The sequence below is a fragment of the Galenea microaerophila genome, from assembly GCF_054657255.1.
The window spans coordinates 740,211-763,391 of sequence record NZ_BAAHWZ010000001.1 but is presented as its reverse complement, the minus strand read 5'-3'; the positions used below and the strand labels follow the sequence as shown (position 1 = coordinate 763,391).

General features: G+C 45.2%; 23 protein-coding genes. 22 read left to right on the top strand and 1 reads right to left on the bottom strand.

From position 1 onward, the window contains the following. Positions 1-86: 86 nt before the first annotated feature. The 18 genes from ACYQ05_RS03730 to ACYQ05_RS03645 all read left to right on the top strand — a co-directional run bounded on the left by ACYQ05_RS03730 (position 87) and on the right by ACYQ05_RS03645 (position 15,703). Positions 87-698 (top strand): DUF72 domain-containing protein, encoded by a 612-nt coding sequence (locus ACYQ05_RS03730; protein ID WP_459818456.1) that lies wholly within the window; start codon positions 87-89, stop codon positions 696-698. Between the two features lie 81 nt (positions 699-779). Next, positions 780-1,607, top strand: coding sequence for an ATP-binding cassette domain-containing protein (locus tag ACYQ05_RS03725; RefSeq protein ID WP_459818455.1), 828 nt, complete (start codon positions 780-782; stop codon positions 1,605-1,607). Next, positions 1,604-2,386 (top strand): lipid asymmetry maintenance ABC transporter permease subunit MlaE, encoded by a 783-nt coding sequence (mlaE, locus tag ACYQ05_RS03720; protein ID WP_459818453.1) that lies wholly within the window; start codon positions 1,604-1,606, stop codon positions 2,384-2,386. Before ACYQ05_RS03725 ends, mlaE begins: the two co-directional genes overlap by 4 nt. A 9-nt stretch (positions 2,387-2,395) precedes the next feature. After that, on the top strand, positions 2,396-2,857 hold the full coding sequence (gene mlaD, locus ACYQ05_RS03715) for an outer membrane lipid asymmetry maintenance protein MlaD (protein WP_459818451.1): 462 nt from the start codon (positions 2,396-2,398) through the stop codon (positions 2,855-2,857). Between the two features lie 11 nt (positions 2,858-2,868). Then, positions 2,869-3,501, top strand: coding sequence for an MlaC/ttg2D family ABC transporter substrate-binding protein (locus tag ACYQ05_RS03710; RefSeq protein ID WP_459818449.1), 633 nt, complete (start codon positions 2,869-2,871; stop codon positions 3,499-3,501). A 1-nt stretch (position 3,502) separates the two neighbouring features. Further along, complete coding sequence (locus ACYQ05_RS03705; protein ID WP_459818447.1) at positions 3,503-3,814, top strand: STAS domain-containing protein; 312 nt, start codon at positions 3,503-3,505, stop codon at positions 3,812-3,814. Positions 3,815-3,897: 83 nt separating this feature from the next. Next, positions 3,898-4,812: an ABC transporter ATP-binding protein gene (locus ACYQ05_RS03700; protein WP_459818446.1), complete on the top strand. Its 915-nt coding sequence runs from the start codon at positions 3,898-3,900 to the stop codon at positions 4,810-4,812. Beyond that, on the top strand, positions 4,805-5,581 hold the full coding sequence (locus ACYQ05_RS03695; protein WP_459818444.1) for an ABC transporter permease: 777 nt from the start codon (positions 4,805-4,807) through the stop codon (positions 5,579-5,581). The genes ACYQ05_RS03700 and ACYQ05_RS03695 overlap by 8 nt, the downstream gene beginning before the upstream one ends. Positions 5,582-5,598: 17 nt before the next feature. After that, positions 5,599-5,826, top strand: a complete 228-nt coding sequence (locus ACYQ05_RS03690; RefSeq protein ID WP_459818442.1) for a BolA family protein — start codon at positions 5,599-5,601, stop codon at positions 5,824-5,826. A gap of 18 nt (positions 5,827-5,844) precedes the next feature. Beyond that, positions 5,845-7,104 carry a UDP-N-acetylglucosamine 1-carboxyvinyltransferase gene (gene murA, locus ACYQ05_RS03685; protein ID WP_459818440.1) on the top strand — a complete coding sequence of 420 codons (1,260 nt, stop codon included), beginning with the start codon at positions 5,845-5,847 and terminating at the stop codon, positions 7,102-7,104. Between the two features lie 5 nt (positions 7,105-7,109). Beyond that, positions 7,110-7,739, top strand: coding sequence for an ATP phosphoribosyltransferase (hisG, locus tag ACYQ05_RS03680; protein ID WP_459818438.1), 630 nt, complete (start codon positions 7,110-7,112; stop codon positions 7,737-7,739). A gap of 11 nt (positions 7,740-7,750) precedes the next feature. After that, positions 7,751-9,052, top strand: coding sequence for a histidinol dehydrogenase (gene hisD / locus ACYQ05_RS03675; protein WP_459818437.1), 1,302 nt, complete (start codon positions 7,751-7,753; stop codon positions 9,050-9,052). 165 nt (positions 9,053-9,217) lie between these two features. Then, a complete protein-coding gene (locus tag ACYQ05_RS03670) occupies positions 9,218-9,958 on the top strand; it encodes a Nif3-like dinuclear metal center hexameric protein (protein WP_459818435.1) in 741 nt (246 codons plus the stop codon). Positions 9,959-10,197: 239 nt separating this feature from the next. Beyond that, positions 10,198-10,821: a ubiquinol-cytochrome c reductase iron-sulfur subunit gene (petA, locus tag ACYQ05_RS03665; protein ID WP_459818433.1), complete on the top strand. Its 624-nt coding sequence runs from the start codon at positions 10,198-10,200 to the stop codon at positions 10,819-10,821. After that, the gene (locus tag ACYQ05_RS03660) at positions 10,818-12,056 is read left to right on the top strand and encodes a cytochrome b (RefSeq protein ID WP_459818432.1); all 1,239 of its coding nucleotides are present in this window, start codon (positions 10,818-10,820) and stop codon (positions 12,054-12,056) included. The genes petA and ACYQ05_RS03660 overlap by 4 nt, the downstream gene beginning before the upstream one ends. After that, positions 12,057-12,713 carry a cytochrome c1 gene (locus ACYQ05_RS03655; RefSeq protein ID WP_459818430.1) on the top strand — a complete coding sequence of 219 codons (657 nt, stop codon included), beginning with the start codon at positions 12,057-12,059 and terminating at the stop codon, positions 12,711-12,713. A 155-nt stretch (positions 12,714-12,868) separates the two neighbouring features. Then, entirely contained in the window at positions 12,869-14,239 is a 1,371-nt protein-coding gene (radA, locus tag ACYQ05_RS03650; protein WP_459818428.1) for a DNA repair protein RadA, read from the top strand. Positions 14,240-14,416: 177 nt separating this feature from the next. After that, complete coding sequence (locus ACYQ05_RS03645) at positions 14,417-15,703, top strand: OmpP1/FadL family transporter (RefSeq protein ID WP_459818426.1); 1,287 nt, start codon at positions 14,417-14,419, stop codon at positions 15,701-15,703. A gap of 133 nt (positions 15,704-15,836) precedes the next feature. Here ACYQ05_RS03645 and ACYQ05_RS03640 read toward each other — a convergent pair whose 3' ends face one another. Then, the gene (locus ACYQ05_RS03640; RefSeq protein WP_459818424.1) at positions 15,837-16,490 is read right to left on the bottom strand and encodes a histidinol-phosphatase; all 654 of its coding nucleotides are present in this window, start codon (positions 16,488-16,490) and stop codon (positions 15,837-15,839) included. A 125-nt stretch (positions 16,491-16,615) separates the two neighbouring features. On the opposite strand from ACYQ05_RS03640, the gene ACYQ05_RS03635 reads away from it, so the two are divergent. From ACYQ05_RS03635 to lpdA, 4 genes are all read left to right on the top strand, one after another. Beyond that, positions 16,616-17,155, top strand: coding sequence for an RNA pyrophosphohydrolase (locus tag ACYQ05_RS03635; RefSeq protein WP_459818422.1), 540 nt, complete (start codon positions 16,616-16,618; stop codon positions 17,153-17,155). A gap of 124 nt (positions 17,156-17,279) precedes the next feature. Continuing rightward, on the top strand, positions 17,280-19,940 hold the full coding sequence (aceE, locus tag ACYQ05_RS03630; protein WP_459818420.1) for a pyruvate dehydrogenase (acetyl-transferring), homodimeric type: 2,661 nt from the start codon (positions 17,280-17,282) through the stop codon (positions 19,938-19,940). Between the two features lie 47 nt (positions 19,941-19,987). Continuing rightward, the gene (gene aceF, locus ACYQ05_RS03625; protein ID WP_459818418.1) at positions 19,988-21,328 is read left to right on the top strand and encodes a dihydrolipoyllysine-residue acetyltransferase; all 1,341 of its coding nucleotides are present in this window, start codon (positions 19,988-19,990) and stop codon (positions 21,326-21,328) included. A 9-nt stretch (positions 21,329-21,337) separates the two neighbouring features. Next, entirely contained in the window at positions 21,338-23,125 is a 1,788-nt protein-coding gene (lpdA, locus tag ACYQ05_RS03620) for a dihydrolipoyl dehydrogenase (protein WP_459818416.1), read from the top strand. The last annotated feature ends 56 nt before the right edge of the window (positions 23,126-23,181 follow it).

The window sequence follows — 23,181 nt, the reverse complement described above, 5'->3', positions numbered from 1 at the left end:
CGCGATATTTTACACCGATTTGCTTATTGAATAAAGAAAATTTATAACGAGTCATAGTGGATTAATAGGGGTGAATGGAGGTTGAAGTGAGAGTGGGATGTTATGGCTGGCAGTGGTCTCAGTGGGAGCATTCGTTTTATCCAGAAGATTTACCTGAAGAATGGCAGTTGGATTTTTATGCGAATTATTTCCGAACAGTGTTAGTGCCTCACAGCCAATGGTTGAATGCCGAAGAAGAGGAGATTGAGGAATGGCTGGATTCTGTACAATTAGATGAAGATGATTTTGAGGATGAAGAGGCTTATGATGCACAGCCACCTTTTCTGTTTTATTTATCCGTTGAACATCCATTGAATGCACAAGAAACGGAAAGGCTGCAGCAAGTGTGCTCTGTTTTGGGCGATTATTGTGGTGGGGCCATTGACTCTGAAAAGCTGGTGTCAAAGGGGGCTGGTCTGTATCAGCAGAGTCTGGGGCAAGATGTGATGTGGTTGGGGATCTACCCAGTTTCGATAACGAATCCTAAGGCCCAAGGGCAGTGGGCTAAAGAATTTTTTGCTCAAGTTTTACAACAGACTTCACAAATAAGGGTTTCTGAGATACCCGTATTTGTAGGTGGTGAAGGAGGGCATTTTGTTCGGCCACAAACAGTGGCGCAAGCACAATCATTAAAATTATTGCTGGAAATGTTGGCATAAAGCGCGCAGAAATGGAATAAACTTGCTTCATCGGCATAAATTGTCCACAATAATGGCTCAACCTTTTGAAAGAGAGTTTCAATGCCAGAACAAAGTACGGTTTCGGATGCCATTATTGAAATTGAAGATCTCACCTTTTATCGAGGCAGTCGGAAAATTTTTGATGGCTTTTCCTTAAGCATCCCACGTCATCAAATTACCGCCATCATGGGACCGAGTGGGACGGGGAAGACAACGCTTTTAAAATTGATTGCTGGACAGTTACAACCTGACAGTGGACGGATTTTGGTCAATGGTGAGGATGTGCATAAAATGTCCCGGCAGCGGCTTTATCAGATGCGGCAAACTTTAGGCATGCTGTTTCAAAGTGGCGCCTTATTGACTGACTTAACGGTTTTTGACAATGTCGCATTTCCCTTGCGTGAGCACACCGATCTGCCCGAAGCATTGATTCGTTCCTTAGTTTTAATGAAGTTACAAGCAGTCGGTTTGCGTGGTGCACAAACCTTAAAGCCTGCCGAACTGTCTGGAGGTATGGCGCGTAGAGCAGCCTTGGCTCGAGCGATGGTATTGGATCCAGAGATGATTTTTTACGATGAGCCTTTTGTGGGGCAAGATCCGATTACCATGGGGGTGCTGGTGGCCTTGACTAAGAAAATGAATGACAGTTTACCTGGCTTAACCAGTGTTGTGGTTTCTCACGATGTAGATGAGGTGTTATCGATTGCAGACTTTGTGTGTGTGATGTCTGAGGGTCAGGTGGTGGCGCAAGGCAATAAAGATGAGATTATTCACTCAGATTCGCCGTTTGTTAAGCAGTTTTTACAAGGATTGCCTGATGGTCCTGTGCCTTACCACTACCCAGCACAGCCCTATTTGGAGGATGTCTTAGGGGGTGGGGTCGCATGAAGGGATTGATGGCTTTTTTACAAAGGTTAGGTCAGCATTTTCTCGAGTTGACGGCCACAGTGGGAAGAGGTTTTTTCTTTTTTCTGTCAATGTTTCCCGCACTGCCTTATGTACTGTATCGTTTTCCATTATTATTGAAACAAGTTTATATTACAGGCGTACTCTCCTTGCCAATTATTCTGACTGCGGGTCTGTTTGTGGGGATGGTTTTAGGTTTGCAGGGCTACAATGTCTTGGTGGATTACAACTCTGAAAATGCAGTGGGTACCATGACCGCTTTGTCACTGCTGCGTGAACTTGGACCTGTTGTCGCCGCTTTACTTTTTGCAGGTCGAGCAGGTTCGGCCTTGACTGCCGAAATCGGCTTGATGAAATCCACAGAGCAGCTTTCGGCTTTGGAAATGATGGCAGTAGACCCTACAAAGTTTATTTTTGCGCCCCGTTTCTTTGCGGTTTTAATTACCCTGCCATTGCTGACTTTAATGTTTACAGGACTGGGGATTTGGGGAAGTTATTTGGTCGCGGTCGATTGGTTAGGCGTCGATTCTGGGGCTTTTTGGTCGCAGATGAATCATGCAGTCGATTGGCACGATGATGTGATAAATGGTGTGATTAAGTCTATAGTGTTTGCTTTTCTGATTGCAGTCGTCGCACTGTTTCAAGGTGAGGAGGCGATGCCGACTTCAGAAGGGGTGAGCTCTGCTACGACGAAAACGGTGGTACACGCCTCTTTAGGTGTGCTCGGGTTAGACTTTATTTTAACGGCTTTAATGTTTTAGGGAAAAGGAATGAAACAACAAACCAAAATTGAGATCTGGGTTGGGATTTTTGTCTTAATCGCAATGATTGCTTTAATGTTTATCGCTTTGCAGGTGAGTAACTTTTCCAGTATTCAAGATCGCCCTGCTTATCATTTGACGGCAAAGTTTCAAGACATTGGTGGGCTCAAGGTCAGAGCACCGGTTAAAGTCAGCGGCGTTGTGGTGGGGAGAGTGGAAAATATCTCTTTAGATCAAAAAACGTTTATGGCAAAAGTAGAGATGAAAATATATCAAGACTACCATGAGTTTCCAATCGATACGTCTGCGGCAATTTTGACATCAGGGCTATTAGGAGATCAATATATAGGTTTAACCCCAGGAGGGGAAGAAGACCTCTTACAAGATGGAGATGAAATTACCATCACCCAATCAGCACTGATTTTAGAAAACTTAATTGGTCAGTTTTTAGTGAAGTTGAGTGATAAATAAGGATAAATAAAATGAAGAGAATCCTATTAAGCTGTTTATTTGGATGGGGATTAATTGTAAGTACGGTTAATGCGACGGCTGATGTTCAGGTCGATCAAACAGATCCTGTCAAGTTGGTGCAGACTTTATCGCAAACCGTGATAACACAGTTAAACGCACAACGGGAGGAATTAAGTAATCATCCCCAAAAAATTAAAGCCTTTGCAAATCAATATATTTTACCCTATGTGGATACCGAAAAGATGGCGCGTTATGTAATGGGGCGCTATTGGCGCATAGCAACGCCAGCGCAACAAAAAGCTTTTGTTCATGAATTTACCGTAACCTTGCTGCGGTCTTATGCAAACAGCATGTTGAATCTGAAAATTAAATCCTTTGAAGTGACAGGTGTGAGCCCAGAAGGTAGTCGTGGTGATCGGGTGATTGTCAGCTCTCAGGTGGTTCAGGCGGACGGGAATGTTTCAAAAGTGCAGTATCGGGCTTTCCAAGATCGAAAAACGCACTTATGGAAACTCTATGATGTGGTGATTGAAGGGGTGTCGATGTTACTCAATTATCGTAAAACCTATGCGACAGCCTTTCAGCAAAAAGGGATTGAGGGAGTGATCTCTGAAATGTGCGCAAAAAATAAAGAGTTTGAGTGAGATGTCTATTCAGCAGCCGCAGCCGTTAGAAGTCGTCATCGAGACAGAGACTGTCAAGCTTTCGGGAGAAGTGTCAGTTAAAAATATTACAAAATTGCATCAAGAGTTATATGCCATTGCTCACCAAATCAAAGTGATAGATTGTCAGCAGCTTCAATCAGTGGACAGTAGTTTTTTGGCTTTTTTATTGTGGCTGCAGGCAGTCAAACACCGGCTGGGGACGGGTTCAATTATTGTTCGTCATACTTCAGAAGCTTTAAAAACTTTACGTCAGCTTTATGATTTAGAAAAAATTCTGGTTTTTGAAGGCTAGTTGAAGCCGGCTACTGCACGCATTGCATGTTATTTTATGGCCCTGCATAAGCAGGGTTTTTTAGTTTGAAAGGAAAAGTATTCATGTCAGCCATTGAGTATCGTGATGTTTATAAAAAGTATGGGGAATTTACGGCTTTAGAGCAGATTAGTTTTCAAATCCCCAAAGGAAGTTTTTTTGGTTTGTTAGGCCCGAATGGCGCAGGAAAGTCAACGCTGATTAATGCGACGGCAGGACTGGTGATTCCGACTGCGGGTCAGATAAAAGTCATGGGTAAGGATGTCATTGCAGATTATCGTCAAACCCGCCGCTCCTTAGGGTTGGTGCCACAAGAGTTAATTGCAGACCCCTTTTTTTCCATTCGTGAATTACTCACCATCCAATCCGGTTATTTTGGTTTAAATGGGCCAGAGCAGAAGCGGTGGATTGAGATGCTTTTGCAGCGTTTGGCGTTGGAAGATAAAGCAGATGCAGCTACGCATCAGCTTTCAGGGGGAATGAAACGGCGCGTATTAATTGCCATGGCACTGGTGCATAAACCGGAGGTTATTGTTTTAGATGAGCCGACAGCGGGTGTGGATGTGGATCTACGCCATACGCTTTGGGCTTTTGCCCAAGAGTTGCATCGGGAAGGACATACCATTATTTTGACAACACACTATCTTGAAGAGGCAGAAGCTTTGTGTGAACAGGTAGCGGTTTTACAGCAAGGCATGCTAAAAGCCTTGGATCGGACAGACCATTTATTAAACCGTCATCCCTATCGTTATATACGCGTCAAAGTTCAGCAGATGCCGATTCAGTGGACACCACCACTTTTAGAACGCTTGGAAGAGGTCGAAACGGATGGCGCGCTGTTTAAGTTAGAAAAATCCGTGCCATTAAATCAAATGCTCGGTTGGCTCAATGAAGCGGGTATAGAGGTGACGGATATTTCTTCAAGAGATGCGTCTTTAGAAGAGGTGTTTTTAGATTTGGTGGGGAAAAATCATGCATAATTTTACATTCAATTGGGCGGGCTGTTGGGCCCTATTTAAAAAAGAGGTCAGAAGATTTTATTCGGTAGCGATTCAAACCATTTTTGCACCGATTGTTTCCACGCTCCTCTATTTGTTGATTTTTGGTCAGGTGATCGATACTCAGCTCAATCCCTTTCAAGGCGTTGGTTATAGCGAGTTTTTAATTCCAGGTCTGGTGATGATGGCATTAATGCAAAACGCTTTTTCGAATAGCTCGTCAAGTTTAATTCAAGCGAAGATGCATGGGAATTTGACTTTTGTATTGTTAAGTCCACTCTCTTCATTAGAAATCTACTTGGCATTTACGGCGGCGTCGGTGGTGCGCGGTTTAGTGGTTGGACTTGGTGTGTTAGCAGTGGGTGTGATGGGATATCATTTGACCCTATTGATGCCTGGTTGGGTGTTTTTGTTTGCGGTACTCAGTGCGGCAGTGCTCGGTAGTTTTGGCTTAATGGCGGGAATTTTGTCGACAAAATATGATCATTTGGCGGCATTTCAGAATTTTGTGATTATGCCTTTGACATTCCTCAGTGGGGTTTTCTACTCAATTCGGGATCTGCCACCCTTCTGGCAACACTTTTCGCACTTGAATCCATTCTTTTACATGGTTGATGGTTTTCGGTATGGTTTTTTTCAACAATCGGACGTGAATCCTTGGTTGAGCTTAGGAGTTACGGTGGGATTCTTGCTACTTTTGACAGGGATAAACCTGATTTTATTAAAAAAAGGCGTTAAAATACGCCATTAAATTTTGGAAAAAAGCTTATGTCTCCAGAGAAAATTAGAGAAATGATTCAGGCGCAACTGCCTGATGCCCAAGTCACAACGGCGGGGGAAGAGTGCAATTTTACCATTGAAGTGACCAGTGAGGCTTTTGTGGGCAAGTCGCCCTTACAGCGTCACCGCATGATTAATGACATTTTTAAACCTTATCTTGAGTCAGGGGCTTTGCATGCCCTCTCAATCAAGACTAAAGTGCCAGAGCACGAGTGAAGGGCAGAGAAATCGTTTATGGATAAATTAGTCATTCAGGGAGGGGCTCCGCTTCAGGGTAAGGTTGAGATTTCAGGTGCTAAGAACGCTGCGTTGCCGATTTTAATGGGCTGTATTATGGCGCAAACACCCGTGACGCTTTCAAATATTCCACACCTTAAAGATGTGACGACCACCTTACAGTTACTGGCCTCAATGGGTGTTGAGTTGTTGTTTGACGAGCATCTGAATATCGAAATTGACCCAACGCATGTGACCTCTAAGGAAGCCGCCTATGATTTGGTGAAAACCATGCGCGCTTCGATTTTAGTCTTAGGTCCTTTGCTGGCTCGATTTGGAGAGGCTCGAGTTGCCTTGCCAGGCGGCTGCGCCATTGGCTCCCGTCCTGTTAACATTCATATTAATGGGATGGAAAAGATGGGGGCAGAAGTGGTGGTCGAAGAGGGGTATATTAATGCCAAAGTGAATGGGCGCCTTAAAGGTGCAGAGATTGTCATGTCGCCGGTGACGGTGACCGGTACTGAAAACTTGATGATGGCTGCTGCTTTAGCTGAGGGGAAAACCACGCTTCGTCATGCTGCGAAGGAACCTGAGGTGGTTGACTTGGCCAATTTCTTAAATGCTATGGGAGCTAAGATTCGAGGCGCTGGAACAGATGTCATTGAGATTGAAGGTGTGGAGAGACTGGAGGGAATTTCTTATCGGGTGATTCCCGATCGTATTGAGGCGGGTACCTATTTAGCAGCCGCCGCTGTGACCTATGGGAAGGTGACTGTCACCAAAGTCATTCCAAAACATTTAACTGCAGTTTTAGAAAAATTTATACAAGCTGGGGCTAAGGTTGAGGTTGAAGCAGATCAAATTACACTGGATATGCAGGGAAGAACACTGCAACCCGTGGATATTGTCACCGAACCTTATCCAGGTTTTCCTACCGATATGCAAGCACAGTTTGTGGTCATGAATGCTTTAGCACAAGGGCGCTCCAAAGTAGAAGAGACTATCTTTGAGAACCGTTTTATGCATGTGTCGGAGTTAATTCGCATGGGGGCGGATATATTTGTAGAAGGCAATACGGCATATATTAAAGGGGTGGAAAAATTGAAAGGCGCCCCTGTCATGGCTACAGATTTGCGTGCTTCTGCCAGTTTGATTTTGGCCGGTTTAGCCGCTGAAGGAGAGACCGTGGTGAATCACATTTATCATATTGACCGTGGTTATGAACTCATTGAAGAAAAATTCCACCGATTGGGTGCGGATATTGTACGAGTAGGATAATAAATATGTCTGAACAGTTGACGATTGCCTTGTCTAAAGGGCGCATTTATAAAGACACTTTGCCATTGCTGGAAGCGGCAGATATTCGGCCTTTGGTCGATCCTAGCCAAAGTCGAAAGTTGATCATTCCAACCAATCATGATCATATTCGTCTGTTGATTGTACGCGCAACCGATGCCCCCACTTATGTGAGCCATGGTGCGGCAGACCTGGGGGTGGCTGGTAAAGATGTTTTAATAGAGGCACCGTCGGATAATTTATATGAACTCTTAGATTTGAAAATCGCGCAATGTAAATTGATGGTGGCTGGGCCTGTTGATGAGAAGCCACATGGCCATCGTCTGAAAATTGCGACGAAATATTTAAAATCAGCGCGCGCCTATTATGCGCAAAAAGGGGAGCAGGTCGATTTAATTAAATTGTATGGTTCAATGGAAATTGCGCCTTTAATTGATTTGGCCGATCGCATTGTCGATTTGGTGGATACGGGGAATACCTTAAAAGCCAATGGGTTGCAGCCACTAGAGCATATTGCGGATATCAGTTCGCGTTTAATTGTGAATGCGCATGCCTATAAAACCAAATTTAATCAGGTGAATGAGATCGTCGAAAAATTTAAAACTGCCATTAATTGAGAGAAAGAGAAATGTTGAAGATTAGAAGATTATCTGCCAATGATGTGGGCTTTCATGAAGAATTAGATCAACTTTTAGCGTGGGATACCGTATCCAATGATTCGGTCAATGCAGTGGTTAAACAAGTTTTACAGGATGTCCGTCAACGTGGGGATGAAGCGCTGTTGGAGTACACTGCGAAATTTGATCGGTTACAGTTGGATTCTGCTGATCAGTTGGAGATCCCGCGGGCCCGCTTACATGAAGCGTTAAACAATATTCCACAAGATCAACGAGAAGGGCTAGAGATTGCGGCACAACGGGTTAAAGATTATCACGAAAAACAGGTCATGGACTCTTGGTCTTACCGTGAAGCAGATGGCACCCTTTTGGGACAACAAGTGACCTGTCTAGACAGTGTTGGCTTGTATGTACCAGGCGGAAAAGCAGCCTATCCTTCTTCTGTGATTATGAATGCGATCCCCGCTAAAGTGGCGGGGGTGCCTAACTTGATTATGGTCGTACCAACGCCAGAGGGCGAGGTCAATGAGATGGTACTGGCGGCTGCTGCCATTTGTGGTGTGGATCGTGTGTTTACTTTAGGTGGAGCGCAAGCGGTTGCCGCCTTAGCTTATGGTACAGAAACCGTTCCAGCAGTGGATAAAATTGTGGGGCCGGGGAATATTTATGTGGCCACAGCTAAGCGCGAAGTCTTTGGCACAGTGGGCATCGATATGATCGCAGGTCCTTCAGAGATTCTTGTTTATTGTGATGGGAAAACCAATCCTGACTGGATTGCCGTAGATCTTTTCTCACAGGCTGAACACGATGAAGATGCGCAAGCGATTTTAGTGACGCAAGATGCCGATTTTGCCGAAGCAGTCTATCAAAGCATGAACAAGTTACTGCCTGAGATGCCTCGTCAAGCCATTATCCAAAAAGCCTTGGAAGATCGTGGTGCGCTGATTGTGGTGGAAGATGAAGCCCAAGCCATCGAGATGATCAATAAGATTGCCCCAGAGCATTTGGAGTTATCTGTGGACGATCCTGAAGCGCTACTGCCTAAAATCCGTCATGCAGGAGCCATTTTTATGGGTCGCTATACGGCTGAGGCGCTAGGAGACTATGTGGCTGGACCCAATCATGTTCTACCTACATCTCGTACCGCCCGTTTTTCCTCTCCATTGGGTGTGTATGATTTCCAAAAACGCTCGAGTTTGATTATGTGCTCTGAAGAAGGGGCCAGTCATTTAGGGCGTATTGCAGCCACTTTGGCAGATGGAGAAGGCTTACAAGCGCATGCAGCTTCAGCACGTTATCGGGTGAAAGATTAGCTTTATCTTCCGCAAAGCCTTTGTACAACATGATGCTACGGCTACAAATGGCTGAAATTTTAGCTTGAGTGTCATGCATGCAAAGGTTTCTTAAAAAATCGGCCAAATGTTTCGGTAAAAGTTTACCGAAACATTTGGCTTTTTTGTGTCTAATAGGAGAACAAGATGCAAAGAGATGAATTATTGGCTTATTTAGAGGAGTTACTCCAAGTCTCTCAGTTTAAGGACTATGCTCCTAATGGATTGCAAGTCGCCGGTTCAGAAACGGTGAATAAAGTCGTGACCGGCGTGACGGCTTCTTTGGATTTGATTGAGGCTGCGATTGAGGCGGGTGCAGATACCTTGTTGGTGCATCATGGCTATTTTTGGAAAAATGAGCGGCAGACGATTACCTCCTATAAACAGAGACGTATTCAAAAATTATTAGCGCATCAGATCAATTTATTGGCTTATCATTTGCCATTGGATGCGCATCCAGAGCTGGGGAATAATGCGCAATTAGCAAAGCTATGGCAAATTGAAGATTTGGGTGAACCTGGATCCCTTTTGCGTATTGGACAACTTGACGCTGCGGTATCGATGGCGGAATTTATGCAACGGGTGACCCAAACTTTGAAGCGCAAGCCCTTGCATCTACCAGGTGGGCCGCAGGTTATTCAGAAAGTCGCTTGGTGCAGCGGTGGCGCGCAGCATTATATTGAGCAGGCAGCGGAGATGGGCGCGGATCTCTATATTTCAGGGGAAGTTTCTGAGCAGACCACACATCTCGCTAAAGAGTTAGGGATTCACTATCTGGCTGCAGGTCACCATGCAACAGAGCGCTATGGCGTGAAGGCTTTGGGCGAACATTTGCAACAGAAATTTGGTGTGGATACACAGTTTATTGATATAGATAATCCGGTGTAGTCAGGCGCGTACTGAATAAGTTTCCAAATAAGTTAAGGTTCTAGAATAAAATAGTAATCTTAAAAAATACAAAAAGTTACAAGAAGATTACATTAGTTTCTTCTGATATCTATAATAAGGTCATAAATATAATTTATGGTTTTGTTTGTAATTTGCTTATATGATATAGACATTCAAATTATGCGATAACTCTGAATGCTCGTCGATGACAGCATAAGGTTTAAATTAGGAAGGACGCTATGTCTGATAAACAAGAAATCAGTATAAATCGACTTAAACGCCGACAACTTTTAACCGGTGCGGTCGGTGTGGTCGGGGCCACAGGGGCAACTATGTTGGCGGTACCATTTGTGAGCTCTTGGATGCCAAGTGAAAAAGCAAAGGCGGCTGGAGCGCCAGTGGAGATTGATGTTAGTGCCGCACAACCGGGTCAAATGCTGACGGTTGCTTGGCGAGGAAAGCCCGTCTGGGTGGTCAATCGTACCCCCGAGATGCTAGCGACTTTGTCTAAAGTAGAGCCTGAATTAAGAGATCCAAACTCAGATGAGAGTCAGCAACCGGTATATTGCAAAAATAAAACGCGTTCCATTAAACCTGAATTTCTTGTTGTGGTGGGCGTTTGTACGCATTTAGGGTGCGCTCCGATGTATCGACCTAATCCGGGTGCTGAGGAAGTAGGGCCAAATTGGTTAGGGGGCTTTTTCTGCCCATGCCATGGTTCTCGCTTTGATTTAGCCGGACGAGTGTATACAGGGGTGCCGGCACCGATTAACTTAGAAATTCCACCGCATCGCTATGTCACAGACACAGTGATTAAGGTTGGAGAAGATCCTAAAACTGTCAAAGAGGGGGCGCAAGCATGAATCATGCAACTTCAAACAGCCCAAAAAAAGGCACACTGCTGCATTGGTTAGACCAGCGCTATCCACTGATTAGTACCTGGAATGAACATATTGCGCAATACTATGCGCCTAAAAATCTAAATTTTTGGTACTTTTTTGGCGCCCTAGCGCTTCTGGTTTTAGTCAATCAGATCGTTACCGGTATCTGGCTGACGATGAGCTATAAACCCAGTGCAGCAGAGGCTTTTAATTCAATTGAATATATTATGCGGGATGTAGACTGGGGGTGGTTGATTCGCTATATGCACTCCACCGGCGCTTCCGCTTTCTTTATCGTTGTCTATCTGCATATGTTCCGCGGCTTACTCTATGGCTCCTATAAAGAGCCCCGAGAACTAGTTTGGCTCATTGGTATGATGATTTTCTTGGTGCTAATGGCCGAGGCTTTTATGGGGTATCTGTTGCCTTGGGGACAAATGTCTTATTGGGGCGCTCAGGTGATTATCTCACTCTTTAGCGCGATTCCTGTCGTCGGTCCTGATTTAGCCTTATGGATTCGTGGCGATTACGTTATTTCTGATGTTACGCTCAACCGCTTCTTCGCCATGCATGTGATTGCATTGCCATTGGTTCTGTTGATTCTGGTCTTTATGCATATTGTGGCTTTACATAAAGTGGGCTCCAATAACCCAGATGGGATTGATATTAAAAAGAACAAGAATAAAGATGGGCTTCCAGTGGATGGGATTCCTTTTCATCCATTCTATACCGTCAAAGATTCGATGGGGGCGGTGGCCTTTATGTTTTTCTTTGCGGCAGTTATTTTTTATTTCCCTGAAGGGGGTGGCTTCTTTTTGGAACCCCCTAATTTTGAACCGGCCAATCCGTTGAAAACACCGGAACATATTGCGCCTGTGTGGTACTTTACTCCTTTCTATGCGATTTTACGCGCCATCCCAGACAAGTTGTTAGGGGTGCTGGCGATGGGAGGGGCGATTGCCGTCTTGTTTGCATTACCTTGGCTGGATCGCTGCAAAGTCCGTTCTATCCGCTATCGGGGTCTATCTTATAAGCTTTTGTTAGCCATGTTGGTGATCAGCTTTTTGGCTTTAGGCTATTTAGGCACGCAGCCTGCGACGCCTGAATTGACAAAATTAGCCAGAATCTTTACGGCTGCTTATTTTGCTTTCTTCCTAATTTTGCCATTCACTTCGGCACACGAGCATACGAAGCCATTACCAAAGAGGGTGAGTTAGATGAAAAAAATGATTACAATTCTCAGCTTTTTCTTAATGTCACTCTCGAGCGTGACCATGGCAAGTGGGGGGCATATTCAATTACAAAAGGCGAATAACGATTTGAGGGATAAAGCTTCTTTACAAAGAGGTGCAATTCTTTTTTCAGAGTATTGTCTCTCCTGTCATAGTCTAAAATATATGCGCTTCAATCGCATTGCGAGAGATTTGGGCTGGACCGAGAAAGAGGTTCTGCAAAAGATGGCGTTTACCCAATATAAATTCTACGACGATGTGATTCAAAGAATCCCAGCGGATGTAGAGCATCAAGTCTTTGGAACGGTTGCGCCAGATCTATCATTAATGGCGCGCTTAAAAGGGACAGATTATATTTATAGTTTCCTTCTAGGGTTTTATCAAAAAGAGAAGGGGCAATGGGATAATCAACTGCTACCCGGTACGGCAATGCCCAATGTTTTATTGGGTCTTGAGCGCCATGAAAAGAAAGCGGTCGTTGAGCAAAATGTCAGAGATTTGGCAAATTTCTTAGAGTATGTGAGTGAGCCAGTGAAAACTCAACGCTGGGACTTGGGGTGGAAGGTTCTTCTCTTCTTAGCGTTCTTCTTTATTTTGACTTATCTGTTGAAAAAAGAGTATTGGCGTGATGTCAAAAAATAGGCTTTTGTAGGGACAAGGGTCTCTATAGGTTTAAACCATTTAAAACCCATGTAAACCGATTGAGGTCGCATGGGTTTTTTCTAGGGACCTTTGCATGAGTGAGCTGTCGAGCCATCTCGTGCAAAGGTCTCTTCTATTAGGTAAATGAAAAGCATATGGCAAAGGCAAAACGTGCTTATGTCTGTACAGAATGTGGTGCAGATTATGGACAGTGGCAAGGGCAGTGTACCGCTTGCGGGGAATGGAATACCCTTCAAGAAGTGCGGCTCGGCGCTTCGCAAAGTCAGAAAAAGCAGCGAACAAAGTCGACGGGTTATACTGGGCTGACTGAAAATCGTGTTCGTGGCATTCAAGAGGTGGATTTAGCTGAGCAACCGCGGACCCCTTCTGGTATTTCAGAGTTAGATCGTGTTTTAGGGGGTGGTATTGTCCCGGGCTCCGTTGTGCTCATTGGCGGCGATCCTGGCGTGGGGAAGTCTTCTTTGTTACTCCAAGTGATGTGCGGACTCAGTCAGCAGCTGCCTGTGCTCTATGTCACCGGTGAGGAATCTTTGCAACAAGTGGCGATGCGCGCGAAACGCATGCAGTTACCAGATGACAAATTACGCTTATTGACCGAAACAGATGTTGAGGCCATTGTGACCTCAGCAGAGCTGGAAAAACCCAGAATTATGGTGGTGGATTCGATTCAAACCATGCAGTTAGCAGAAGTGTCGGGGGCGGCAGGTGGCGTGTCACAGGTGCGTGAAACCGCAGCTTTTTTGACTCGATTTGCTAAACAGACACAGACAACCATTTTTTTAGTTGGTCATGTGACCAAATCTGGTGAAGTGGCGGGGCCGCGTGTACTTGAGCATATTGTGGATACCGTGCTTTTTTTAGAAGGGCAATCTGATAGTCGTTTCCGTACGCTGCGCGCCATCAAAAACCGTTTTGGAGCGGTCAATGAGTTGGGGGTGTTTGCCATGACAGATAAGGGGATGAAGCAGGTGAAAAACCCCTCAGCCATTTTTCTTTCACGAGGCGAAGAGCCCGCACCTGGTTCTGTGGTCATGGTGATTTGGGAAGGTTCTCGACCGCTCTTGGTAGAGATTCAAGCCTTAGTGGATGAGTCCCCTTATGGATCGCCGCGTCGGGTCACAGTGGGGGTCGACCAAAATAGGATTGCCATGTTGCTGGCCGTATTGCATCGGCATGCCGGTATTCAAGCAGGGGATCAAGATGTCTATCTCAATGTCGTCGGGGGCGTCAAAGTATCAGAGACCAGTGCGGATTTGGCCGTATTGATTGCGATCCTTTCCAGTTTGCGCAATCAAGCCTTGCCACAAGATTTAATTGTGTTTGGCGAAGTTGGGTTAGCGGGAGAAATACGCCCTGTACCCAGTGGACAAGAGCGCCTGTTTGAAGCGGCTAAGCACGGTTTTAAAAGGGCAATCGTGCCGCAAGCCAATGTCCCGAAAGGCGGCGTTGCCGGTATGGAGGTGATGGGCGTAAATAGTTTACAGCAGGCCATAGAGGTGCTGTAAACACAAAATTCGCATCGATTGCTGAGCGACTTTTCTTAAAACTGTTGGTAAAAATTAAAAAGTTTAATTCGCAATATGTGACAATTTGATTAAAATGTTTACCAAATATCGGTAAAGGATTTTTTGTATGAAGAGAGCAGTTTGCCGGCTTAATTATAAAAATAAGGGTTATTATCTATGAAATATCGAAATTCAATATTAATCGCCAGTTTGGCGCTTGCCTCAAATGCCGCCATGGCATCGGGCTTCGCCTTAATTGAGCAGTCGGCGAATGGTCAAGGTCTCTCTTATGCGGGGGCAGCCGCCAATACCGATAATAGCAGTGTCATGTGGTTTAATGCCGCGGGTATTTCAGAGGTTGATGGACATCAATTGATCTTAACTGGGCATTACATTGTGCCTGATGTAGAGTTTAAGGGGGTCTATAAATCTCCCTTTGGTACTTCAGATGAAGGCAAAGGCAATGGCTCCAAGCCTGCATTAGTGCCTAATTTTTACTGGAAAGGTCAGGCGGGTGACTATGATTTAGGGCTAGGCATTAATGTGCCTTTTGGGAATGATATTACCTATGACAGTGACTGGGTAGGACGTTATTTTGCTGTTAAAACAGATTTGAAAACGGTCAATATTAATCCTACCATCGCGCGAAAATTGACCCCTAAATTTTCTGTCGGTCTTGGGTTGAATGCACAGAGAGTCGATCTGGTTATGACGCAGAAAGTCAACCAAGGGTTATTGGCTTATAAGATTAACAATAATTATAATACTTCGCTTTCTATTAATCGAAATAGTGATGGTGATGCAAAGATTAATGCTGATAGTTGGGCCTTTGGCTATAACATTGGCTTTTTATATCAAGCTTCAGACAAAACAAAATTGGGTTTAGGGTATCGTTCAGCCATTACGCATTTTGCAACAGGAAATGTGAAGTATACCTTAGACGCAGATTTGTCCAATTTTGTGAAAGACAGTGGCATAAAATCCACAGTCACCTTACCTGCCAGTTTGAATTTAGGCGTGACCCATCAATATGACAAGCTAGAAGTTTTATTAGGTGCCATTTGGACAAAATGGTCAGACTATAAAGAGCTGGAAATCAAAAAGGATGATGGTTCTGTTCTAACGAATACCCGCCAAGACTTTAAAGACAGTTGGCGCGTCTCTGCGGGGGTGCAATACCCTTATTCTGCTAAGCTCACCTTAAGAACAGGGATTGCTTTTGATCAATCACCGGTTTCAAATAGTAAGCATCGCTCCCCCAGAACGCCAGATGCGGATCGTAAGTGGATTTCGGCTGGTTTCGGTTATCAAGTCTCTAAAGCTTCTCATATTGATGTAGGCTATAGTTATCTTTGGAGTGAAAAGGTGGATTCTAACTATACGACCAATGATGTGGAGTACTTAATTGGTCGCTATACGCCATCAGTCAATATCTTTAGTGCGCAATATGTCTGGAATTATTGATTTTAAACAAACCTAAAGACTTTTTTCTCTAAAGGTCTAAATTTTTGTCAAAATCCCCAGTCCTGCCTTAAGCACAGGACTGGGGATTTTGACATTTAAAGGTCTAAAAAGATAGAAACGAGAGAGGGTCTTCTTAGCGTAAAGAGATTATTGGCCACTGATGCTGTAGTGCATAGTTTTTCAGTGTGGGGTCAGGATCCACAGCGACAGGGTGATCCACTTTTTCTAAAAGGGGGATATCATTATGCGAATCGGAATAAAAATAGCTCCCTTCCAAAGTTTCATGATGCACCTTCAGCCACTCTTTTAAACGAATCACTTTACCTTCTTGAAAAGAAGGCACGCCTTTTACATTGCCGGTAAATCGACAATCGATGATTTCTGGATCTGTTCCAATAATATTGTTAATGCCATAAAGTTTGGCGATGGGTTTGGTCACAAAGGTATTGGTGGCGGTAATGACCAAAAGGGTATGGCCTTGTTCACGGTGTTGGTCAACCAGTGCTTGTGCTTTTGGCAGATAGATCGGTTTAATATATTTTTCCATATAGAGTTCATGCCAGTGACGCAGAGTTGCCATACGCTGTTTGGTCAGCGGCGCTAAAGAGAATTTCTGGTAAGCCATAATGTCTAAAGTGCCTTTTTGATAGTCGGAATAAAAGCGCTCATTTTCAGCTTCAAAAAAATCTCCGTCGACCGCCCCTTTTTCGACTAAAAATTGTCCCCACAGGTAATCACTGTCTCCCGCAATGAGGGTATTATCAAGATCAAAAATGGCTAATGTCATGCTGTTTTCCTTAAATTGAATATGCTGAATTCTAGCAGAGTTTGTCTTGAAATTTAATTCAATGATTGAAAAATGGGCGAAAATTAGGCACTATTAACGTAATAAAATTTTAATAGAGAATTCCTGTGATAGATGATCAAGGTTACCGATCTAATGTCGGCATTATAATTGTTAATAAAGAGGGAAAGCTTTTTTGGGGAAAACGGGTGCATCAAGATGCGTGGCAGTTTCCCCAAGGGGGCATTCGTCCTCATGAAACTCCGCAGCAAGCTGCCTTTCGAGAGTTGAAAGAAGAAGTGGGCTTATCTCCTTCAGATGTGCGTGTGATCGGCAAAACGGAAGATTGGCTCTATTATGATCTGCCCAGTCATTTAATCCGCCATCATAGTCATCCCGTTTGTGTGGGTCAGAAACAAATTTGGTTTATGTTTGGCTTGGTCGCGGATGATAAAGCCATTCAATTAGAAACCCATACAATCCCTGAATTTGAGGATTGGCGCTGGGTGGATTATTGGCTGCCGGTGCAAGATGTGGTGGATTTTAAACGTGGCGTTTACCAAAAAGCCCTCACTGAGCTCGAAGGGGCCATGCATAAATTTTGGCTCACTTCTGCAGAACAGCGTGCTGAGCCGCAAACAGATTCACAACAGGACGCGGTTTCGTAAATCTGTGCTGAGCTGTAAAATTGTCGGTAAAAATGTTATGATTCCGCTAATTTTTGGTCTCTATAAAAATTATTGATGGCCTTAACCGTAGTGACAAGACCTGTCCAAACCATGAGGAAGTTTTATGAGCGAACAGTTCATTGATCCGGATCCACAAGAAACTCAAGAGTGGATTGAAGCCTTTGAGGCCGTTGTGGCTTTTGAGAGTTCAGAAAAAGCTAAGCATTTAATTTCAGCTTTGATTGAAAAAGCCCGCCAGCATGGGATTGATACGCCCTATTCGGCCAACACCCCTTATATTAATACCATCCCTGTTGAGCAGCAGGTGCCTTATAAAGGGAATGCGAAAATTGAGCAGAAGTTACGCGCGATTTTGCGTTGGAATGCCATGGCTATGGTCGTGCGCGCCAATAAAAATACCAGTGTGGGTGGACACATTGCTTCTTATGCCTCAAGTTGCACCTTATATGAAGTGGGGATGAACCATTTCTTTAAGGGTCCGGATCATAAACAGGGCGCAGATATGATTTTCTTCCAAGGGCATACGGCGCCTGGCATGTATGCACGCGCCTTTTTAGAAGGACGTTTAACTGAAGAAGATTTGAAAAATTTCCGTCAGGAAGTGGATGGCAAAGGCCTGGCTTCTTATCCGCACCCATGGCTGATGCCTGATTTCTGGCAGTTCCCAACCGTTTCCATGGGACTTGGGCCTTTAATGGCGATCTATCAAGCGCGTTTTATGAAATATATGCAAGCGCGTAAACTGTCTGAGACGGAAGGGCGTAAAGTTTGGGCTTTCTTGGGTGATGGTGAGATGGATGAGCCAGAATCTCGAGGCGCGATTCAGTTGGCAACCCGAGAAAAATTGGACAATCTGATTTTTGTGGTCAACTGTAACCTACAGCGTTTAGATGGTCCAGTACGGGGTAATGGCAAAATTATTCAAGAGCTTGAAGCCTTCTTCCGTGGTGCCGGTTGGAATGTGATTAAAGTGATCTGGGGATCTGGTTGGGATATCTTGTTGCAAAAAGATAAATCCGGCAAGTTGATCCAACGCATGGGCGAAGTCGTCGATGGTGAGTATCAATCCTATAAAGCGAAAGATGGTGCCTATGTGCGTAAGCACTTCTTCGGCAAGTATCCAGAGACTGCAGCCTTGGTTGCAGATATGAGCGATGAAGAGATCTTCCGACTCACCCGCGGCGGCCACTCACCGCGTAAAATTTATAATGCGTATCTCAAGGCCACAGAAACCAAAGACCAGCCGACGGTTATTTTAGCGAAGACCATTAAAGGTTACGGTATGGGGCCTTATGGGGAAGCGGCGAATACGGCTCACCAACAGAAAAAACTCGATGTAGAAGGGTTGAAATATTTCCGTGACCGCTTTGCCATTCCCATTCCAGATGAAGTGTTGGAAAAAGATGTGCCTTTCTATAAGCCGGATGAAAATTCTGAAATTATGCAGTATATGAAGGCACAACGTGAGAAGTTGGGTGGCAGCTTGCCTCAACGACGTGATGAGGCTAAACCACTGCCGGTGCCTGAGTTGAGCAGTTTTAAAATGATGTTGGAAGGCACAGGCGATCGTGAGATGTCGACAACGATGGCATTTGTGCGCATCCTATCAATTTTATTGCGTGACAAAACGCTCGGTCCTCGTTGTGTGCCGATTGTCCCAGATGAAGCGCGCACTTTTGGCATGGAAGGATTGTTCCGACAAGTCGGTATCTATGATCCAGCCGGTCAATTGTATGAGCCAATGGATTCAGATCAGTTGATGTGGTACAAAGAATCCGCCAATGGTCAGGTTTTTGAAGAAGGGATCAATGAAGCGGGCGCCATGGCAAACTGGATTGCGGCTGCGACTGCTTATGCCAACTATGGCGAAAGCATGATTCCATTCTATATCTATTACTCTATGTTTGGCTATCAACGTGTTGGGGACTTGGTTTGGGCCTCAGGGGATTCTCGTGCTCGTGGCTTTATTGTCGGAGCCACTGCAGGTCGGACAACCCTGGAAGGGGAAGGTTTGCAGCACCAAGATGGGCATAACTTGATTATGTTTGATATGGTGCCAAATTGCATCAGTTATGACCCAACATTTGCCTATGAGATGGCGGTGATCATTCGTGATGGTATCCGTCGTATGATGCACAATAAAGAAGATGTCTTCTATTATCTCACTTCCATGAATGAAAATTACAGCCATCCTGCGATGCCGGAAGGGGCTGAAGAAGGGATTTTGAAAGGCCTTTACGCCTTTAAAAAATCCGAAGCGCCCCATGAAAATCGCGTGCAATTGATGGGTTCAGGAACCATTTTCCGTGAAGTGATTGCCGCGGCAGAAATTTTGGAAAACGAGTGGAATGTGGCAGCAGATCTTTGGGCTGCGCCAAGCTTTAATCTGCTGCGTCGAGACGGGATTGAAACCACCCGTTGGAATCAATTGCATCCAGATGCAGAGCCTAAAACCCCTTATGTGACGCAACAATTGTCGGGGGCTGAAGGGCCTGTTATCGCAGCGACGGACTATATGCGCGATTATGCAGAGCGCATTCGTGCCTATGTGCCAAATGACTATTATGTATTGGGAACGGATGGGTTTGGCCGTTCAGATACGCGTGAAAAGTTACGCGAATTCTTTGAAGTGAACAAATATTATGTAGTGGTGACGGCACTGAAAGCGTTGGCAGATCAAAACAAAGTCAAGCCTGAAGTGGTCAAACAAGCCATGGAAAAATATGGTATTGAGGCCGACAAAACCATTCCTGTAAAAGCTTAAACCCATTCAAGCCGCTCTGTTGAGCGGCTTTTTGTTGAGGAGACATTATGTCAATTATGAAAGTGACGGTACCTGATATTGGTGATTTTGATCAGGTCGATGTGATTGAAATTTTGGTGAATGAAGGAGATCATGTGGATGTTGATGATTCACTGATCACTTTAGAATCTGATAAAGCCACCATGGAAATTCCTTCCACCGTTTCCGGCACGGTCAAAAAAGTGCTGATCAATGTTGGAGATAAGGTGAGCGAAGGTACGCCTATTCTGGAAATTGAAGTGGATGAAGATCAAGCGAGCGTATCACCCACAGCACAAGCCGAAGAAACGGCTGCGCCGGTAGAAGCGGAACCTGAAGCGACAACTTCCGCTCAGACAGAAGTTGCTGCCGCAGCTGAACCTGCGCCTAAGGCTGCACCTGCCGTTGGAAACGCGCCTGCGCCCGCCGCAGAAAAGCCGATCAATTCACAACCTGCAGGGGCTGTTTTTCATGCCTCCCCATCCGTGCGCGCCTTTGCGCGTAAATTAGGCGTCGATCTCGCTCAAGTGGCAGGCACAGGTCCTAAAGGACGGATCACGCAAGCGGATGTTGAAGGCTTTATTAAGTCTGTTATGCAAGGATCGCAATCAGCACCAGCAGCGACAACCGGTGCGGGCATTCCACCCTTACCGCAAATTGATTTCTCCCAATTTGGGGAAACAGAAACAGTTGAGTTGGGGCGGATTAAGAAGATTTCAGGGAAACATTTGCACGCCAGTTGGCTAAACAGTCCGCATGTCACGCAATTTGATGAGTGCGATATTACGGAGACAGATGCTTTCCGTAAGGCAATGAAGGCGAAAGCGGAACAGGCCGGTGTCAAATTGACACCTTTGGTTTTTGTTATGAAGGCAGTGGTGCAGGCATTGAAACTGTTCCCCAATTTCAACAGCTCTCTGTCGCCAGACACACAGTCTTTAATTTTGAAGAAATACTACAATATCGGTATAGCGGTGGACACGCCTAATGGCTTGGTGGTACCCGTTATTCGTGATGTGGATCAGAAATCGATTTTTGAGCTTTCACAAGAGCTGATGGAAGTGAGCCAACGCGCTCGCGCAGGCAAGCTAACACCAAAAGATATGTCAGGCGGCACTTTCTCTATTTCCAGCCTGGGCGGCATTGGCGGTACGCAGTTTACCCCAATTGTGAATGCGCCTGAAGTGGCAATTATGGGACTGTCTAAAGCCAAAATGCAACCTGTTTGGAATGGCTCTGAGTTTGAACCGCGTTTGATTATGCCATTTAGTGTCTCTTATGATCACCGGGTGATTGATGGCGCCGAAGGTGTGCGTTTTACCACCACCGTCGGTCAATATTTAACCGATATTCGTCAGCTATTGTTGTAGGAGGGACTCATGAGCAAAATTACAGAAATTCGTGTCCCTGACATTGGTGACTTTGCCGAAGTGGATGTGATCGAAGTTTTGGTGGCACCGGGAGATGAAGTGGTACAAGATGATTCCTTAATTACCTTGGAGTCCGATAAAGCGACGATGGAAATTCCTTCACCCTATGCCGGCAAAATTGAAAGCGTTAATATCGCTGTCGGAGATAAGGTCAAAGAAGGCTCTCTAATTGGTACGATTGAGATTGCAGATGGCGAAGCGTCAGCACCTGAGGTGAATACCTCTACTCAAGAGGCGCCAAAAGCAGAGACAGACGCTTCAGCGGCTCAAGAAAGCTCAACAGCGCCGCAAGCGGTGAGTGCAGCTGAGTTACCCGAAGCGGATAAGCAGTGCGAAGTGCTGGTGCTGGGCTCCGGCCCGGGTGGCTACACTGCTGCCTTCCGTGCAGCAGATCTTGGTAAAAAAGTGATTATGGTTGAACGCTACAGTCAAATTGGTGGCGTTTGCTTAAATGTGGGCTGTATCCCTTCTAAAGCCTTGTTGCATATGTCTGTGGTGTTGAATGAGACACGTGAGATGAGCCAGCACGGGATTACTTTTGCAGAGCCTGAAATTGATCTGAATAAAATACGAGATTTTAAGAATTCGGTGATCAATAAGCTCACCGGTGGCTTATCTGGCCTAGCGAAAGCCCGCAAAGTGGAAGTGGTGCAAGGCTATGGGAAGTTCAGTTCAGATCATACGGTCACCGTTGAAATGGCAGATGGCATGACACAAACCATCGCCTTTGAAAATGCCATTATTGCTGCCGGCTCCCGTGTGGTGAAATTGCCCTTTATTCCGCATGAGGATCCAAGAGTGATGGATTCCACCGATGCTTTAGAGTTAGAAGAGATTCCAGAACGCATGTTGGTGATTGGTGGCGGCATTATTGGCTTAGAGATGGCACAAGTTTATGACAGCTTAGGAGCGAACATCACGGTTGTCGAGCTAGGGGATACCATTATTCCAGGTGCAGATAAGGATATTACTCGTCCACTGCTGAAGAAGATCAAAAAACAGTATGAGAACATCTATCTAAATTCAAAGGTCACCCATGTTGAAGCGACTGAAAAAGGGTTGGTGGTCTCGTTTGAAGGCAAGGATTGTCCAGAAACCGATACCTTTGATCGTATTTTGGTTGCAGTCGGTCGTGCGCCTAACGGCAAGTTGATAGATGCCGAAAAAGCGGGTGTTCAGGTCAATGAACAGGGCTTTATTGAGGTGGATGCGCGTCAAAAAACCAATGTGGATCATATTTATGCCATTGGAGATATTGTGGGGCAACCGATGTTGGCGCACAAAGCGGTGCATGAAGGAAAAGTGGCCGCAGAAGTGATTGCAGGGCTACCCAGTGCCTTTACCCCAATGGGGATTCCTTCAGTGGCCTATACCGATCCAGAAGTGGCTTGGGCAGGTAAAACGGAAGATCAACTTAAGGCGGAAGGCGTTGAATATGAAAAAGGTGCTTTCCCATGGGCTGCTTCAGGCCGTAGCTTGAGTTTAGGTCGAGATGAAGGGGTGACCAAAGCGCTGTTTGATGCGAAAACCCATCGACTATTAGGCTGCGGTATGGTGGGGCCGAATGCAGGTGAGTTGATTGCTGAGGCGATGTTGGCCATAGAAATGGGGGCTGATATGCAAGATATCGGCTTGACCATTCATCCGCACCCAACCTTAAGCGAAACCTTCTGCTTTGCGGCAGAGATGGCAGAAGGCACCATTACCGATTTGATGCCGCCAAAGAAAAAGAAATAGACGCTTGTAAAAAAGCCCTGCGTAATGCAGGGCTTTTTTTAAGTTTGCCTTAACAG

Bases quoted from the DNA above. Each gene is read 5' to 3' on its own strand.
- mlaE (WP_459818453.1), top strand. From the start codon at position 1,604: ATGAAGGGATTGATGGCTTTTTTACAAAGGTTAGGTCAGCATTTTCTC.
- murA (WP_459818440.1), top strand. From the start codon at position 5,845: ATGGATAAATTAGTCATTCAGGGAGGGGCTCCGCTTCAGGGTAAGGTT.
- ACYQ05_RS03670 (WP_459818435.1), top strand. From the start codon at position 9,218: ATGCAAAGAGATGAATTATTGGCTTATTTAGAGGAGTTACTCCAAGTC.
- ACYQ05_RS03725 (WP_459818455.1), top strand. From the start codon at position 780: ATGCCAGAACAAAGTACGGTTTCGGATGCCATTATTGAAATTGAAGAT.
- ACYQ05_RS03700 (WP_459818446.1), top strand. From the start codon at position 3,898: ATGTCAGCCATTGAGTATCGTGATGTTTATAAAAAGTATGGGGAATTT.
- radA (WP_459818428.1), top strand. From the start codon at position 12,869: ATGGCAAAGGCAAAACGTGCTTATGTCTGTACAGAATGTGGTGCAGAT.
- ACYQ05_RS03655 (WP_459818430.1), top strand. From the start codon at position 12,057: ATGAAAAAAATGATTACAATTCTCAGCTTTTTCTTAATGTCACTCTCG.
- hisG (WP_459818438.1), top strand. From the start codon at position 7,110: ATGTCTGAACAGTTGACGATTGCCTTGTCTAAAGGGCGCATTTATAAA.
- ACYQ05_RS03705 (WP_459818447.1), top strand. From the start codon at position 3,503: ATGTCTATTCAGCAGCCGCAGCCGTTAGAAGTCGTCATCGAGACAGAG.
- hisD (WP_459818437.1), top strand. From the start codon at position 7,751: ATGTTGAAGATTAGAAGATTATCTGCCAATGATGTGGGCTTTCATGAA.
- aceF (WP_459818418.1), top strand. From the start codon at position 19,988: ATGTCAATTATGAAAGTGACGGTACCTGATATTGGTGATTTTGATCAG.
- aceE (WP_459818420.1), top strand. From the start codon at position 17,280: ATGAGCGAACAGTTCATTGATCCGGATCCACAAGAAACTCAAGAGTGG.
- petA (WP_459818433.1), top strand. From the start codon at position 10,198: ATGTCTGATAAACAAGAAATCAGTATAAATCGACTTAAACGCCGACAA.
- ACYQ05_RS03710 (WP_459818449.1), top strand. From the start codon at position 2,869: ATGAAGAGAATCCTATTAAGCTGTTTATTTGGATGGGGATTAATTGTA.
- lpdA (WP_459818416.1), top strand. From the start codon at position 21,338: ATGAGCAAAATTACAGAAATTCGTGTCCCTGACATTGGTGACTTTGCC.
- mlaD (WP_459818451.1), top strand. From the start codon at position 2,396: ATGAAACAACAAACCAAAATTGAGATCTGGGTTGGGATTTTTGTCTTA.
- ACYQ05_RS03695 (WP_459818444.1), top strand. From the start codon at position 4,805: ATGCATAATTTTACATTCAATTGGGCGGGCTGTTGGGCCCTATTTAAA.
- ACYQ05_RS03640 (WP_459818424.1), bottom strand. From the start codon at position 16,490: ATGACATTAGCCATTTTTGATCTTGATAATACCCTCATTGCGGGAGAC.
- ACYQ05_RS03690 (WP_459818442.1), top strand. From the start codon at position 5,599: ATGTCTCCAGAGAAAATTAGAGAAATGATTCAGGCGCAACTGCCTGAT.
- ACYQ05_RS03645 (WP_459818426.1), top strand. From the start codon at position 14,417: ATGAAATATCGAAATTCAATATTAATCGCCAGTTTGGCGCTTGCCTCA.
- ACYQ05_RS03660 (WP_459818432.1), top strand. From the start codon at position 10,818: ATGAATCATGCAACTTCAAACAGCCCAAAAAAAGGCACACTGCTGCAT.